This is a genomic window from Janthinobacterium sp. NKUCC06_STL (assembly GCF_019345455.1).
In the GTDB taxonomy this organism is placed as follows: Bacteria; Pseudomonadota; Gammaproteobacteria; order Burkholderiales; family Burkholderiaceae_D; genus Janthinobacterium; species Janthinobacterium rivuli.
In genome coordinates, this window is record NZ_JAHKQY010000008.1 from 21,902 (window position 1) to 36,167 (window position 14,266).

General features: G+C 61.6%; 13 protein-coding genes. 2 read left to right on the forward strand and 11 right to left on the reverse strand.

Annotated features, from left to right (window positions below):
* Nucleotides 1–16: 16 nt before the first annotated feature.
* The 4 genes from KO539_RS21885 to secA all read right to left on the reverse strand — a co-directional run bounded on the left by KO539_RS21885 (nucleotide 17) and on the right by secA (nucleotide 5,476).
* A complete protein-coding gene (locus tag KO539_RS21885; RefSeq protein WP_219311718.1) occupies nucleotides 17–439 on the reverse strand; it encodes an NUDIX domain-containing protein in 423 nt (140 codons plus the stop codon).
* Nucleotides 436–1,317 carry an ATP-binding protein gene (locus KO539_RS21890; RefSeq protein WP_219311719.1) on the reverse strand — a complete coding sequence of 294 codons (882 nt, stop codon included), beginning with the start codon at nucleotides 1,315–1,317 and terminating at the stop codon, nucleotides 436–438. The genes KO539_RS21885 and KO539_RS21890 overlap by 4 nt, the downstream gene beginning before the upstream one ends.
* Nucleotides 1,314–2,552 carry a bifunctional glutamate N-acetyltransferase/amino-acid acetyltransferase ArgJ gene (gene argJ, locus KO539_RS21895; protein WP_219311721.1) on the reverse strand — a complete coding sequence of 413 codons (1,239 nt, stop codon included), beginning with the start codon at nucleotides 2,550–2,552 and terminating at the stop codon, nucleotides 1,314–1,316. The genes KO539_RS21890 and argJ overlap by 4 nt, the downstream gene beginning before the upstream one ends.
* A gap of 155 nt (nucleotides 2,553–2,707) precedes the next feature.
* Entirely contained in the window at nucleotides 2,708–5,476 is a 2,769-nt protein-coding gene (gene secA / locus KO539_RS21900) for a preprotein translocase subunit SecA (protein WP_035824866.1), read from the reverse strand.
* 279 nt (nucleotides 5,477–5,755) lie between these two features.
* Between secA and KO539_RS21905 the strand changes: the two genes are divergently transcribed.
* Nucleotides 5,756–6,268 (forward strand): DciA family protein, encoded by a 513-nt coding sequence (locus KO539_RS21905; protein WP_092612982.1) that lies wholly within the window; start codon nucleotides 5,756–5,758, stop codon nucleotides 6,266–6,268.
* Nucleotides 6,269–6,393: 125 nt separating this feature from the next.
* Here the strand turns inward: KO539_RS21905 and lpxC are convergent, their stop codons facing one another.
* From lpxC to KO539_RS21920, 3 genes are all read right to left on the reverse strand, one after another.
* Entirely contained in the window at nucleotides 6,394–7,329 is a 936-nt protein-coding gene (gene lpxC / locus KO539_RS21910; RefSeq protein WP_219311723.1) for a UDP-3-O-acyl-N-acetylglucosamine deacetylase, read from the reverse strand.
* Between the two features lie 75 nt (nucleotides 7,330–7,404).
* Complete coding sequence (locus KO539_RS21915) at nucleotides 7,405–8,247, reverse strand: DMT family transporter (protein WP_219311961.1); 843 nt, start codon at nucleotides 8,245–8,247, stop codon at nucleotides 7,405–7,407.
* A gap of 165 nt (nucleotides 8,248–8,412) precedes the next feature.
* Nucleotides 8,413–9,183, reverse strand: coding sequence for a helix-turn-helix transcriptional regulator (locus KO539_RS21920; protein ID WP_219311725.1), 771 nt, complete (start codon nucleotides 9,181–9,183; stop codon nucleotides 8,413–8,415).
* Between the two features lie 104 nt (nucleotides 9,184–9,287).
* Here KO539_RS21920 and KO539_RS21925 point away from each other — a divergent pair, with 104 nt between their 5' ends.
* Entirely contained in the window at nucleotides 9,288–10,055 is a 768-nt protein-coding gene (locus tag KO539_RS21925) for a class I SAM-dependent methyltransferase (protein ID WP_219311727.1), read from the forward strand.
* A 70-nt stretch (nucleotides 10,056–10,125) separates the two neighbouring features.
* Here KO539_RS21925 and KO539_RS21930 read toward each other — a convergent pair whose 3' ends face one another.
* The 4 genes from KO539_RS21930 to KO539_RS21945 form a co-directional block, all read right to left on the reverse strand.
* Nucleotides 10,126–10,632 carry a peroxiredoxin gene (locus tag KO539_RS21930; RefSeq protein ID WP_099379775.1) on the reverse strand — a complete coding sequence of 169 codons (507 nt, stop codon included), beginning with the start codon at nucleotides 10,630–10,632 and terminating at the stop codon, nucleotides 10,126–10,128.
* A 183-nt stretch (nucleotides 10,633–10,815) separates the two neighbouring features.
* Nucleotides 10,816–12,024, reverse strand: a complete 1,209-nt coding sequence (gene ftsZ / locus KO539_RS21935; protein ID WP_034784974.1) for a cell division protein FtsZ — start codon at nucleotides 12,022–12,024, stop codon at nucleotides 10,816–10,818.
* A 154-nt stretch (nucleotides 12,025–12,178) separates the two neighbouring features.
* Entirely contained in the window at nucleotides 12,179–13,411 is a 1,233-nt protein-coding gene (gene ftsA / locus KO539_RS21940; RefSeq protein WP_010394955.1) for a cell division protein FtsA, read from the reverse strand.
* Nucleotides 13,412–13,453: 42 nt separating this feature from the next.
* Nucleotides 13,454–14,266, reverse strand: coding sequence for a cell division protein FtsQ/DivIB (locus KO539_RS21945; protein WP_035824841.1), 813 nt, complete (start codon nucleotides 14,264–14,266; stop codon nucleotides 13,454–13,456).

A 14,266-nucleotide genomic window follows, 5' to 3' on the forward strand; every position in this document is an offset into this window, starting at 1 on the left:
GGCACAAGTGCGGGGATCAGGCGGGCACGAGGGATTCCCGGCGTACCTCATCCAACCATTCCAGCAAGGGAATGGTGGCCGGCAGCAAGGGTTCCACGCCAACCATGCCCTGCCAGGCGAACGCCTGCCCTTCCAGGCTTTGCGGCTCGCCCCGCCATTCGCGGCTGATATAGAAATGCAGGCGCACATGGGCGTGCGGATACACATATTCGACGCCGCACCAGGCTTCGGCACTGTCGATATGCAGCCCCAGCTCCTCGACAAACTCGCGTTTCAAGGCATCAAAAATGGCTTCGCCCGGTTCGACTTTACCGCCAGGGAACTCCCAATAGCCGTCATATGGCTTGCCGGCCGGGCGCTGGCCCAGCAGCACGTCGCCATTCGGCTTCATCAGGATGCCGACGGCGACGTCCACCGGTTTGATTTTCACGTCGCTCATTGCGGCATCTTTCCCGCAGGAAGTTTCCCCGCATAATCGCGCGCGAATTGCCAAGCGACACGGCCCGAACGCGAACCGCGCTGCAAGGCCCAGCGCAGGGCGTCGCCGCGCGCTTGCGCGATCTGTTCCTGGGTGCAGCCGAACGAAGCGAGCCAGTGCGCCGCGATATCGAGGTAATCGTCCTGCTTGAACGGGTAGAACGACAGCCACAGGCCGAAGCGCTCGGACAGCGAGATTTTCTCTTCCACCGTCTCGCCCGGATGCAGATCGCCATCGTCGTCCGTCTTGTAGCTGGTGTTGTCCGACATCCGTTCCGGCATCAGGTGACGGCGGTTCGACGTGGCGTAGATCAGCACATTGTCCGATTGCGCGGCGATGCTGCCGTCGAGCGCCACTTTCAGCGCCTTGTAGCCGCTCTCGCCTTCTTCAAACGACAGGTCGTCGCAAAAGATGATGAAGCGTTCGGGGCGCGCCGCCACCAGGTCGACGATGTCGGGCAAGTCGGCCAGGTCGGCCTTGTCGACTTCGATCAGGCGCAGGCCCTGGTCGGCGAACTGGTTCAGACAAGCCTTGATCAGCGACGACTTGCCCGTACCGCGCGCGCCCGTCAGCAGCACGTTGTTGGCCGGACGGTTACTGACGAACTGGCGCGTGTTCTGCTCGATCTGCGCCTTTTGCGTGCCGATATTGTGCAAGTCATCCAAGGCGATGTTCGACACGTGGGCCACGGCCTGCAAATAAGGCAGCGCGCCCTGGCGCCGGCGCCAGCGGAAGGCAAAGCTGTTCCAGTCGGTGGCCGGCAAGGCCGGCGGCAAGATCGACTCGAGGCGCGCCAGCACCCGCTCGGCGCGGATCAGGAATTGATCGAGACTGGTCATGAGCGGTAGTCGGCGTTGATCGACACGTAGTCATGCGACAGGTCGCACGTCCACAGGGTCGCCGTGGCATCGCCGCGCGCCAGCTTGACGCGGATGGTGATTTCGCTTTGCTGCATCACGCGCTGGCCATCCTGCTCCTGGTAGTCCGGGTTGCGGCCGCCGTTCTTGGCCACCCACACGTCGTCCAGGTACAGATTCAGCTGGCCCACGTCCAGGTCGTCCACGCCGGCGTAACCGATGGCGGCCAGGATGCGGCCCAGGTTCGGGTCGGAGGCGAAGAAGGCCGTCTTCACCAGTGGCGAATGGGCGATGGAATAGGCGATCTTGCGGCACTCTTCCACGTTGCGGCCGTCTTCCACGGTCACCGTCATGAACTTGGTCGCGCCTTCGCCGTCGCGCACGATGGCTTGTGCAAGAAAAGTAGACAGTTCGGTGACGGCGGCCGCCAGTGCCGCATAGTGCGGCGAGTCGATGGAATCGATCACCAGGCTGCCGGCGCCGGTGGCCACCAGCATGAACGAGTCATTGGTGGACGTGTCGCCGTCGATGGTGATGCAGTTGAACGACTTGTCGGCCGCCTGTTTCACCAGCTGGTCCAGCACCGGTTGCGCCACGGTAGCGTCAAACGCGAGGAAACCGAGCATGGTGGCCATGTTCGGCTTGATCATGCCGGCGCCCTTGCTGATGCCCGTCAGGGTCACCGCGTGGCCACCGATGGTGACGCTGCGCGAACCGGCTTTCGGCTGCGTGTCGGTGGTCATGATGGCTTCGGCGGCCGAGAACCAGTTGTCCGAGGTCAGCGCTGCCACGGCTTGCGGCAAGCCGGCGACCAGGCGCTGCACGGGCAAGGGTTCGAGGATCACGCCGGTGGAAAACGGCAGGATTTGCTGCGGCGTGCAGCCCAGCAGCTCGGCCAGTGCGGCGCAGCTGGCCTGCGCGTCGGCCAGGCCCGATTCGCCCGTGCCCGCATTCGCGTTGCCCGTATTGACCAGCAGCGCGCGGATAGTCGCGGCGCCGGCCGTCACTGCCGCCAGGTTGGCTTTCGAAATTTGCACGGGCGCGGCGCAAAAGCGGTTCAAGGTGAACACGCCGGCCACGGTGGCCGTCGGCGCCAGTTTCAATACCAGCAAATCCTTGCGGTTGGGTTTCTTGATGCCGGCTTCGGCAACACCGATTTCAATGCCGGCGACGGCTTTCAAGTCGGCGGCGACGGGCTTGGGAGAATTGACGGCCATGGTGAGTTCTTCTGCGAGGGAAAATGGAAGCGCTATTGTAGCGCCTTCGCGGCGCCGGTGAACATGCATGCCGACAGATGCGCGCGCGTCAATTGAAACGGCATAAAAAAACGGAGACCGCGGTCTCCGTTTTTGCTCAAGCTGTCAAACCGGCTTTACGCCAATTTTCCATGACAAGCTTTGTACTTCTTGCCGCTGCCGCAAGGGCATGGGTCGTTACGGCCCACTTTGACGCCCATGCTCACGCTCATGTCGTCGACGTTGTCCATGTTGCCGCCGGCCACAGGCGCCAGCAGTTCTTCCGGCGCCGCGTTCGGGTCGAATTCAGCGTGCTGGTAATGCACGTTTTCCACGTGCGACTGCTGCATCGCCTGTTCGGCCGCATCGACTTCTTCACGCGACTGGATGCGTACCGTCATCACATGTTTCGTGACGTCGTTCTTGATCATGTCGAGCATCTGGCCAAACAGTTCAAACGCTTCACGCTTGTATTCCTGTTTCGGGTTCTTCTGCGCATAACCGCGCAGATGAATACCCTGGCGCAGGTGATCGAGCGCCGCCAGGTGTTCGCGCCAGTGGCTGTCCACGCTTTGCAGCATGACATTGCGTTCGAAGCCGCCAAACGATTCCTTGCCGACGATGTCGATCTTCGACTGGTACACGGCATCAGCCGCGGCCAGCACTTTGTCCAGGATCTCTTCGTCCGTCAGGGTCGCATCGGCTTCCAGCATTTGCTGCAGCGGCAAGTCGAGCTGCCATTCGCCGGCCAGGGTGTTTTCCAGGCCCTTGATATCCCACTGCTCTTCCACCGATTCATGCGGCACGTACTCGTGCACCAGGTCGGTGAACACGCCATGGCGCAGGGAAGCGATCATGTCCGAGATATCGGTCGTTTCCAGCAGCTCGTTACGCTGCTGGTAGATGACCTTGCGCTGGTCGTTGGCGACGTCATCGTATTCCAGCAATTGCTTGCGGATATCGAAGTTGCGCGCCTCGACCTTGCGCTGGGCCGATTCGATCGAACGCGAGACGATGCCTGCCTCGATCGGTTCGCCTTCCGGCATTTTCAGGCGATCCATCACGGCGCGCACGCGGTCGCCGGCGAAGATGCGCAGCAGCGCGTCGTCGAGCGACAGGTAGAAACGCGACGAACCCGGATCGCCCTGGCGGCCGGCACGGCCACGCAATTGATTGTCGACGCGGCGCGATTCGTGGCGCTCGGTGCCGATGATGTGCAAGCCGCCCGCATTGACCACGTGGTCGTGCAAGGATTGCCACTCATCGCGCAAGGTCTGCGACTGGGCTGCCTTGTCGGCGTCGCTCAGTTCAGCATTGGCTTCGATGAACTTGATCTGGTTTTCGACGTTACCGCCCAACACGATGTCCGTACCGCGACCGGCCATGTTGGTGGCGATGGTGATGGCTTTCGGACGGCCTGCCTGGGCGATGATTTCCGCTTCGCGCGCATGCTGCTTCGCGTTCAGCACGTTGTGCGGCAAATTGGCCTTGGTCAGGATGCCCGACAGCAGTTCCGAGTTCTCGATCGAGGTCGTGCCGACCAGCACGGGCTGGCCGCGCTCGTAGCAGTCGCGGATGTCGTTCAACATCGCGTTGTATTTTTCCGCCGACGATTTGTAGACCTGATCCTGGCGGTCCTTGCGCTGCAGCGGACGGTTTTGCGGGATCACGACCGTTTCCAGGCCGTAGATTTCCTGGAATTCGTATGCTTCGGTATCGGCCGTACCGGTCATGCCGGCCAGCTTGGCGTACATGCGGAAGTAGTTCTGGAAGGTGATCGAGGCCAGGGTCTGGTTCTCGTTCTGGATCTTGACGCCTTCTTTCGCTTCGACGGCCTGGTGCAAGCCATCGGACCAGCGGCGGCCCGTCATCAGACGGCCCGTGAATTCATCGACGATCACCACTTCATTGTTCTGCACCACATAGTGCTGATCCTTGAAGTACAGCGCATGTGCGCGCAGGGCCGCATACAGGTGGTGCACGAGGGTGATGTTGGCCGAATCGTACAGCGACGCGCCTTCCGGCAGCAGGCCCATTTCCATCAGGATGCCTTCGGCCTTTTCATGGCCGGCTTCCGTCAGCAGCACCTGGTGCGCTTTTTCATCCTTGGTGTAGTCGCCCGGCACGTCAACCTTGCCCTTGCCGTCCGGCGTTTCTTCGCCGATCTGCAAGGTCAGGCGCGCAGGCACTTCATTAATCTTGTGATACAGGTCCGTATGGTTTTCGGCCTGGCCCGAAATGATCAGCGGCGTACGCGCTTCATCGATCAGGATCGAGTCGACTTCATCGACGATGCCGAAGTTCAGGCTGCGCTGCACGCGTTCGCGCGCTTCGTAGACCATGTTGTCGCGCAAGAAGTCGAAACCGAATTCATTGTTGGTGCCATACGTGATGTCGGAGTTGTACGCCTGCTGCTTGGCGCTGTGCTCCATCTGCGACATGTTCACGCCAGTCGACAGGCCCAGCCATGCATACAGGCGGCCCATGGTCTCGGCATCGCGCTGCGCCAGGTAATCATTGACGGTGACGATATGCACGCCCTTGCCCGACAGAGCATTCAGGTAGGCTGGCAAGGTTGCCATCAGGGTCTTGCCCTCGCCCGTGCCCATCTCCGCGATCTTACCGAAATGCAAGACCATGCCGCCGATCATCTGCACATCGAAATGGCGCATGCGCAGGACGCGCTTGCTGGCCTCGCGGCAGACGGCAAAGGCTTCCGGCAACAAGGCATCGAGCGATTCGCCAGCGGCGATGCGTTCCTTGAAGGCAGGCGTCTTCGCTTGCAGCTCGGCATCCGACAGCTTTTCGATGGCCGGCTCGAGCGCATTGATCTCGCGTACCGTTTTTTGGTATTGCTTGAGCAGCCGCTGGTTGCGGCTACCGAAAATCTGGGTCAGTAATGACATGCTTGAATTCTTGAAAAAACGCCGTTAAAAAAAGCTCGGTAGGGAACAACGAGGGAGTAATCGCGTCACCGCACGGAGTTCGACTATGGCAAAAGACGATGATTTTATCATGCGTTCCCGACATGGTTGGGGTAATGCGCCATATAACAATAGCTTAATGACAAACAAATGGCAGAAATTGCGGACATTTTCCATACTGTAAGGCAATACGGCCCGCCCGCCCACGCCGCACCCGCCGCCGCACTCGTCATGCGCGGGCGAGTGTGCTATGTTTCGGCCATGCGAACTCCCACTTATTCTCCGGCGCCGCGCCGCGGCTACGGCTTTGCCCGTTCAGGCCCGGCCGTCACGGGCGCAACCGATTTTCTGCGCGGCAACGCCACGATGGCCTCATTGATGCCCACCGTCACGCGCCTGGCCGCCCTGCAAAAGGATTGCGCCAAGGCCTTGCCGGCCATGTTCGAGCATTGCGACATCCTGCAATTCGAAGGCGGCCAACTGGTGCTGGCCACGCCGAACGCGGCGCTGGCGGCCAAGCTCAAGCAGCAATTGCCGAAGTTGCAAGGGGAGCTGGAAAGAAAGGGCTGGCAGATTTCAGGCATCAAGCTGAAAGTGCAAGTCATCAAGAGCATCGCACCCATCGTGCATACGCGGGCGCTGGTCTTGCCGGAAAAAGCCATGTCGGCCCTGGAAGAGCTGAGCACGGCCCTGCCCGCGTCGAAGCAGAACGAGCAATTGATCGCGGCGCTGCGCAACATGGTCCGCCACCACCGCGAACCTGGGAACACCTGAGAAAAAGTCCATGGCGGCGTTGCATTGCCTGGCCGTACTATTCGTACTGCCTGCGGCAATGCGCCTTGCCCTGAACATTTTTCAGGCGTTCCCGTTAAAGAGCCACATAAAAACAGCAGAAATCGTCAGGTCAAAGACCACTCACGCTCCATTTGACGCAGGTAAGACTGCGGCGCCGCCTCGTTCGTCGCGAACGAGACGATTTCATACGCTTCCGGCTGCTCCAGCAGTGCCAGCAGCAGCTGGTTGTTCAGCGCGTGGCCCGACTTGTGCGCCGTGTAGTACGCGAGCAAGGGGTGGCCCACCAGGTACAGGTCGCCGATGGCGTCGAGGATCTTGTGGCGCACGAACTCGTCTTCATAGCGCAAGCCGTCGGCGTTGAGGATGCGGTACTCGTCCATGACGATGGCGTTTTCCAGCGAACCGCCACGGGCCAGGCCCATGCCGCGCAAGCTTTCCACGTCCTGCATGAAACCAAAGGTGCGTGCGCGCGCCACGTCGTGCACGTAAGACACGTCGCCAAAATCGACCGAGGCGCGCTGCATCGTGCCATCGACGGCCGGATGGTTGAATTCAATAAAAAAATCGAGCTTGAAGCCGTCGTACGGCGACAAACGCGCCCATTTCTCCGCGTCGCCCTTGCCGTGACGCACTTCCACGGGCTTGATGACCTTGATGAATTTCTTCGGCGCCGACTGCTCTTCCACGCCAGCCTGCTGCAGCAGGTAGACGAAGGACGAGGCGGAACCGTCCATGATGGGAATTTCTTCCGCATTCACGTCGATAACCATATTGTCCACGCCCAGGCCGGCCGCGGCCGACATCAGATGTTCCACGGTGGACACCCTGGCGCCATCCTTGATCAGCACGGAAGCCATGCGCGTATCGCCCACGGCCATGGCGCTGGCGGGGAACTCGACGATGGGATCGAGGTCGATGCGGCGAAACACGATGCCCGTGTCGATCGCGGCAGGACGCAGGATCAGCTCGACCTTGGTGCCGGAGTGCAAACCGACACCGATGGTGCGGACCTGTTGTTTGATGGTGCGTTGTTTTAACATCTGTCGATTATATCTATTTGCCAGATTTTCGTTGCGGTGCGGCATGGCTGACGCCAGAAATACCACAGCCGTTACTCACGGATGCTCGCTCTCGGCGTGCACAGCCTCCCTGCGCACCAGGTAAATGCCGCTGCCGATGATGATGGCCGCACCGATCAAGGTGTAGTGGTCGGGCAAGGCGCGCCACAGCAGCCAGTCCAGGGCCATGCCCCAGGCCAGGGCCGAGTATTCGAACGGCGCCACGCTGGACGCCTTGCCATGGCGAAACGCCTCCGTGATGGCCAGCTGGCCCAGGAAGCCGCTCAGTGACAAGCCTGCCAACAGCCACCAGTCTTCGCGGCGGATACTCACCCACTCGTGCGCCGACAGGGCCACGCCGCCGAGGGCCATCATCACCATCAGCCAGAAAACCATGCTTTCGCTGGCATCCGTGCGGCTGAGGATACGGCCCGTGACGGCGGAAATGGCGTAACAGGCGGCAGAGCCCAGCACGGCCAGCCCGGCCAGCGAAAAGAAGCCCGAGCCGTCGGGGCGCAGCGCCACCAGCACGCCCAGCAAGCCCACGGCGATGGCGCACCAGCGCGCCAAGTCGACTTTTTCCTTCAGGATAAACACCGACAGGATCGTGATCAGCAAGGGGGCGACAAAGAACAGCGCATACGTCTCGGCCAGCGACATGCGCTTCAAGCCATACGCGAACAGGGTGATCATCAGCACGCCCAGGGCGCCGCGCAGCACGTGCAGCGGCCAGCGTACCTTCAGCAAATTCTTGAAGGCGCCGCGGTACAGCAGGTACAGGCAGACGAGCGGCAAGGACGACAGCGCGCGCAAAGCCGTCACCTGCATGGGCGGATAATGGGCGGACAACAGCTTCATGGCTGTGTCCATCAGGGAAAACATGGCGACGGCGACCAGCATCACATAGATGCTGCGCAGGTTGGGATTGCGGGGTAGCAGGACAGACTCCTGGCGAAAGAACGGGACCGTCATCATGGCGACGGCCGGAGCCAGGACAGCTTGGCAAGGCCAAGCCATCAAGCCGATTATAGCAAGCGCGGCCGTTTTACATTTTCAAAGGAGCAACTACACAGGCAACAGCATCACCAGTTTCAATTCATGCTGGCGCGCCAGGTGCAAGGTCACCTGGTTGAATACCAGCAAGCCCTGCAGCGGATGCTCGAACTGGCGCAAGCCGCCATCGCGGCCTTGCACCTGCTGCGCGCCCCACCATTGGCGAAATTCAGGGCTGGCGCCGGCCAGTTCGGCGATCAGGCCGGCCAGCGGCGCCTGGTCCGCCTGCCGGCCGATATCGGCGCGGAACTCCGCCACCAGCCGCCGCGCCCGCTCGGGCCAGCCGATGACCAGGTCGCGCGCGCCCGCGTCCAGGAACATGAAGCGCAGCTGGTTCGGCGCGGCCGCGTCACTGCGCAGCCAGCCCGTAAACAAGGTGGATGCCGCCCCGTTCCACGCCACGGCATTCCACTCGCGGTCGAGAATGTATGCGGGCGCGTCGATGGCAGCCACGATGGCGGCCAGTTCGGCGCTGGCAGGTCCCCCACCCTCGCCCGTGCCATGGCTGGGGTCATGCTTGTCGGCCACCTCGAACAGATAGGCGCGTTCCGCCGCGCTCAGCTGCAGCACCTGCGCCAGGCGGGCCAGCATCTTGGCCGACGCCGACACGGGCCGGCCCTGCTCCAGCCACGTCAGCCACGTGGGACTGACGTCGCACAGCTGCGCCAGCTCTTCACGCCGCAGGCCCGGCGTGCGCCGCCGGCCGCCACCGGGCAAGCCAGCCATGGCGGGGGTGACGGCTTCGCGCCGGGCGCGGATGAATTCAGCGAGTTTGTTCGACATGGCAAGGCTGCATGGTAGTAGATATACCAGTATAAGTTATGGTCTTGTTACAGGATAATTTTATCCCTATTCTGCAGGAACTCACCCATCAACAGGAGAAAACCATGCAGCAGCACGATGTCGTTAACGAACAGTTTGGCAAGACAGCCAATGCCTACCTGAGCAGCGCCGTCCACGCGCAAGGCGCCGACCTGGTGCTGATGCAGGAATGCGCGCGCCGCCACGGCAAGCCGGTGGTACTCGACCTGGGCTGCGGCGCCGGCCATGCCAGCTTTGCCGTCGCTCCCGTGGCGCAATCGGTGGTCGCCTACGACCTGGCCCAGCCCATGCTCGACGTGGTGGACTGCGCCAGAGTGCAGCGCGGCTTGCACAACATCAGCACGCAACAGGGCGACGTGGCCCGCCTGCCGTTTGCCGACGCCAGCTTCGACATGGTCGTCACGCGCTTTTCCGCGCACCACTGGAACGACGTGGCTGCGGCGCTGGCGGAAGCGTGGCGCGTGCTGCGCCCGAACGGCACCTTGCTCGTGATCGACATCGTCGCGCCGAAAACGGCCCTGTACGACAGCACCTTGCAGGCCGTGGAAATGCTGCGCGACGCATCCCACGTGCGCGACTACCGCACGTGCGAATGGGGCGCCAAATTCAACAACGCGGGTTTTAGCCACAGCTTGCGCAGCGTGTGGAAACTGACGATGCAGTTCGACGAATGGGTGGCGCGCATGCGCACGCCAAACGAGCGCGTGGCGGCCATCCGCAACCTGTTCGATGGCGCGCCCGAGGAAGCGAGAACATATTTCGCGCTGCAGGACGATTATTCGTTCAGCATCGATGCGGCCATGTTCGAGGCGACGAAACCGTCGGTACAGTAAACGTCAAAACGGCGCCGATGGCGCCGTTTTTTGAAAGGGGTCAGACCCGCCGGGTCTGACCCCATATAACTTAAGCCAGCTGGCCCAGCAAGGTTTCCGCATTCGACACTTCAAACTTGCCGCCTTGCTCGATGTTCAATTGCGTCACGACGCCATTGTCGACCAGCAGCGAGTAGCGCTGCGAGCGCGTGCCCATGCCGTGCTTGGAGAAATCGGCGTCCAGGCCCAGTGCCTTGCTGTAGGCGGCATTACCGTCAGCCATCATGCGCACGATGCCGGTGGCTTTCTGATCGCGGCCCCAGGCGCCCATCACGAACGCGTCGTTGACGGAGATGCACCAGATTTCATCGACGCCTTTGGCTTTCAGGTCGGCAGCGTGCTGCACGTAGCCTGGCACGTGCTGTGCGGAGCAGGTCGGGGTGTAGGCGCCTGGCAGGCCGAAGATGGCGATCTTCTTGCCCTTGACCAGATCTTGCACGTTGAACGTGTTCGGGCCCAGTGCGCAACCTTCGGTTTCGCTTTCGATGAATTCGGCCAGGGTGCCTTCTGGCAGGGTGTCGCCGATCTTGATGGTCATGTTGACTCCTTGTGTACTGTCGGTTGAGGATGCTGCCGGCATGATGCCGACACTGCGCGATAGTATGCCTGACTTGCCGTATTTGTGCAGAAAATGGCCGGAAAGGCAAAGTCAAAAGTCAAAAGCCGGCAAAAAAAACGGCGACCCTCAGGCCGCCGTCATCTTTACTGACATCAGATCACCTTAATCCGCTTGTTTGCGCAGGAAGGCTGGAATGTCGTACGTCTCCATGCCATTCTTTTCCATCGCGCGCACTTGCTCGGAAGCCGATTCGCGGCGCCATACTGCCGGCGCCTTCATGCCGTCGAAACCGGCTGCCGGCGTGGCCACGCCAACCGTCGTCGTCGCCGCTTGCGCGCTACCCATGGCAGCCGACGGGGTCAAAGGGCTGTTGTGGGTGCCGGTGCGCAGCACTTGCTGCGGTACCAGCTGGATGTTTTTCTTCGCGCGGCCCAGACCCGTGGCCACCACGGTCACGCGGATGTCGTCGCCCATGGCGTCGTCGTAGGCGATACCCTGCGCGATCGACGCGTCCGGCGCGGCAAACGCGCGCACGGCAGCCATGACTTCCTTGATCTCTTTACCTTTCAAGCCACGGCTGGCCGTGACGTTGACCAGCACGCCGCGCGCGCCGGACAGATCGATACCGTCGAGCAGCGGCGAAGCGACAGCCTGTTCGGCGGCGATGCGCGCGCGGTCGACGCCGGATGCCGTCGCCGTGCCCATCATGGCCTTGCCCTGCTCGCCCATGATGGTTTTCACGTCGTTGAAGTCGACGTTGATATGGCCAGGCACGTTGATGATCTCGGCAATGCCGGCCACCGCGTTGTTGAGCACATCATCGGCGTGCTGCATCCATTCCAGCATGCTTTCGTCTTCGTAGATCTCTTCCAGTTTTTCATTGAGGATGATGATCAGCGAATCGACGTGCAAGGACAGCTGCTCCAGGCCTTCGTCGGCGATGTCCATGCACTTCTGGCCTTCGTACGAGAACGGTTTCGAGACCACGGCCACCGTCAGCGCGCCCAGTTCCTTGGCCACTTCGGCCACGATAGGAGCGGCGCCCGTGCCCGTGCCGCCGCCCATGCCGGCGGCGATGAAGACCATGTGCGCACCGCGCAGGGAATCGGCGATGCGCGCGCGCGATTCTTCGGCCAGCTGGCGGCCGACGGCAGGCTTCATGCCGGCGCCCAGACCGGTATCGCCGATCTGGATGATGTTGTGGGCCTTCGATGTCGACAGGGCCTGTGCGTCGGTGTTGGCGGCAATGAACTCCACACCCGACATGCCTTTGTTGATCATGTGTTGGACTGCATTGCCACCCGCACCGCCGACGCCGACGACCTTGATGACGGTACCTAAAGCTGTGTTATCGACCATATCGAACTCCATGATGTGCTCCTATCAGATGCGGTTTCCAAGCGCCAGGCCTCATATTGGTAGGAGAACTGGAGATTGAAAACTGCGGTTAAATATAAAATAAAGTTATGTGTGTGTACCTGCGATGCTGCCAAAAAACCTGTACTGCCGGGCGCAAATCATGCCCTTAAAAATTCCCTAAAAACCATTCCTTCATGCGCTGCCAGACTGCCTTCACCGAGCCGTCCTGACGCGTCACGATGTGGCCGCGCAGGTATTGCTTCTTCGCTTCCAGCAGCAGGCCCAATACCGTGGCATAGCGCGGACTGCGCACCACGTCGGCCAGCTGGCCCCGATACTCGGGCGTGCCAAGGCGCGCCGGTTTCAGGAAAATATCTTCCGCCATTTCCACCATGCCGGGCATGATGGAGGTGCCGCCCGTGAGCACGATGCCCGACGACAGCACGCCCTCGTAGCCGGATTCGCGCACCACCTGGTGCACCATGGCGAACAGTTCTTCGACGCGCGGTTCGATTACTGCCGCCAGCGCCTGGCGCGACAGGTTGCGCGGGCCGCGGTCGCCCAGTCCGGGCACTTCCAGCGATTCGCCGGGATCGGCCAGGACCTGCTTGGCCACGCCATAGCGGATCTTGATTTCTTCCGCTTCCGCGGTCGGGGTGCGCAAGGCCATGGCGATGTCGTTGGTGATCTGGTCGCCGGCGATGGGGATGACTGCCGTATGGCGGATCGCGCCATCGGAAAATACCGCCACATCGGTCGTGCCGCCGCCGATGTCGATCAGCACCACGCCCAGTTCCTTCTCGTCGGGCGTGAGCACCGCATCGGCGGACGCCATCGGCTGCAGGATCAGGTCCGACACTTCCAGGCCGCAGCGGCGCACGCACTTGACGATGTTCTGCACCGCCGACACGGCGCCGGTGACGATATGCACCTTCACCTCCAGGCGGATGCCGCTCATGCCGATAGGCTCGCGCACATCTTCCTGGCTGTCGACGATGAACTCTTGCGGCACCGTGTGCAGCAATTGCTGATCGGTCGGAATGTTAACCGCTTTTGCCGTCTCGATGACGCGCGCCACGTCGGTCGCCGTCACTTCCTTGTCCTTGATGGCCACCATGCCGCTGGAATTGAAGCTGCGGATATGGCTGCCCGCAATGCCCGCGTACACATTGCGGATCTTGCAGTCGGCCATCAGCTCGGCCTCTTCCAGCGCGCGCTGGATGGACTCCACCGTGGCCTCGATATTGACCACCACGCCTTTTTTCAGGCCCTTCGATTCGTGCTGGCCCAGCCCGATCACTTCGTGGCGCCCGTCGGACATCACTTCGGCTACCACCGCCACCACTTTCGAGGTGCCGATGTCGAGGCCGACGATCAGGTTTTTCGCGTCTTTTGTCATTTCTGTCGCCTACTGTATGGGCTATAAATTAAAATTATTCGGTTAAGTCGGTTTTTTAACCGGACTACTGTTTTTCTTCTTCATGACTGGCTTGCCATCCTTGCCTTCGGCCGGTATCACCAGGCCGGCGGAACTGAGCGCCAGGCCATTCTGGTAGCGCATATCGATCGTGTCGATATTTTCCAGCCGGCTCGCCAGCTGCGGGTAGATGCCCACCAGCCGGTCGACCCGCGCCTTCAGGGTCGTATGATTCTGTTCGCGTCCCAGCGCCACGCTCATGCCGTTATCCAGTTTCACCGTCCACGCATAGCGGCTCGACAGCGACAGGGTTTCCGGCACCATCTTCAGCGGCGCAAACCACTTTGCCAGCTGCACGTAGGTGGCCAGTACTTCCTTTTCGCTGCCATCGGGGCCGGCAAACGCTGGCAATTCATGGTCGTCTTCCGCTTCGGCCACATTGGCCGTAAACACGTCGCCCTTGACCGACAGCAAACGCCCGTCCTCGCCCCAGGTGCCCAGCGCTTCGTGTTCTTCCAGCGCCACGATCAGCTGGTTCGGCCACTCGCGCCGCACGCTGGCACGGCGTACCCAGGGCACCGATTCAAACACGCCGCGCACGCTTTCCAGGTTGGTCGTGAAGAAGTTGCCCTTGATGCGGCCCAAGGTGCCGCTGCGCAGGGTCAGGTAATTCACGTGGCGCAGGCCCTTGTCGTCCGCGCTTTCCACCTTGATCGTGCGCAGGTCGAACATGGGACGCTGCGACACCCACCAGACGCCGGCCGCCACGCACACGACCAGAACCGCGGCCAGCAAGCCGTTGGCAGTCGTATTGAGGCTTTTAGCGTCATGCCACAT

Bases quoted from the DNA above. Each gene is read 5' to 3' on its own strand.
- lpxC (WP_219311723.1), bottom strand. From the start codon at position 7,329: ATGTTAAAACAACGCACCATCAAACAACAGGTCCGCACCATCGGTGTC.
- KO539_RS21885 (WP_219311718.1), bottom strand. From the start codon at position 439: ATGAGCGACGTGAAAATCAAACCGGTGGACGTCGCCGTCGGCATCCTG.
- secA (WP_035824866.1), bottom strand. From the start codon at position 5,476: ATGTCATTACTGACCCAGATTTTCGGTAGCCGCAACCAGCGGCTGCTC.
- ftsZ (WP_034784974.1), bottom strand. From the start codon at position 12,024: ATGGAGTTCGATATGGTCGATAACACAGCTTTAGGTACCGTCATCAAG.
- KO539_RS21930 (WP_099379775.1), bottom strand. From the start codon at position 10,632: ATGACCATCAAGATCGGCGACACCCTGCCAGAAGGCACCCTGGCCGAA.
- KO539_RS21945 (WP_035824841.1), bottom strand. From the start codon at position 14,266: ATGTGGCATGACGCTAAAAGCCTCAATACGACTGCCAACGGCTTGCTG.
- KO539_RS21920 (WP_219311725.1), bottom strand. From the start codon at position 9,183: ATGTCGAACAAACTCGCTGAATTCATCCGCGCCCGGCGCGAAGCCGTC.
- ftsA (WP_010394955.1), bottom strand. From the start codon at position 13,411: ATGACAAAAGACGCGAAAAACCTGATCGTCGGCCTCGACATCGGCACC.
- KO539_RS21925 (WP_219311727.1), top strand. From the start codon at position 9,288: ATGCAGCAGCACGATGTCGTTAACGAACAGTTTGGCAAGACAGCCAAT.
- KO539_RS21890 (WP_219311719.1), bottom strand. From the start codon at position 1,317: ATGACCAGTCTCGATCAATTCCTGATCCGCGCCGAGCGGGTGCTGGCG.
- argJ (WP_219311721.1), bottom strand. From the start codon at position 2,552: ATGGCCGTCAATTCTCCCAAGCCCGTCGCCGCCGACTTGAAAGCCGTC.
- KO539_RS21905 (WP_092612982.1), top strand. From the start codon at position 5,756: ATGCGAACTCCCACTTATTCTCCGGCGCCGCGCCGCGGCTACGGCTTT.
- KO539_RS21915 (WP_219311961.1), bottom strand. From the start codon at position 8,247: ATGCTGGTCGCCGTCGCCATGTTTTCCCTGATGGACACAGCCATGAAG.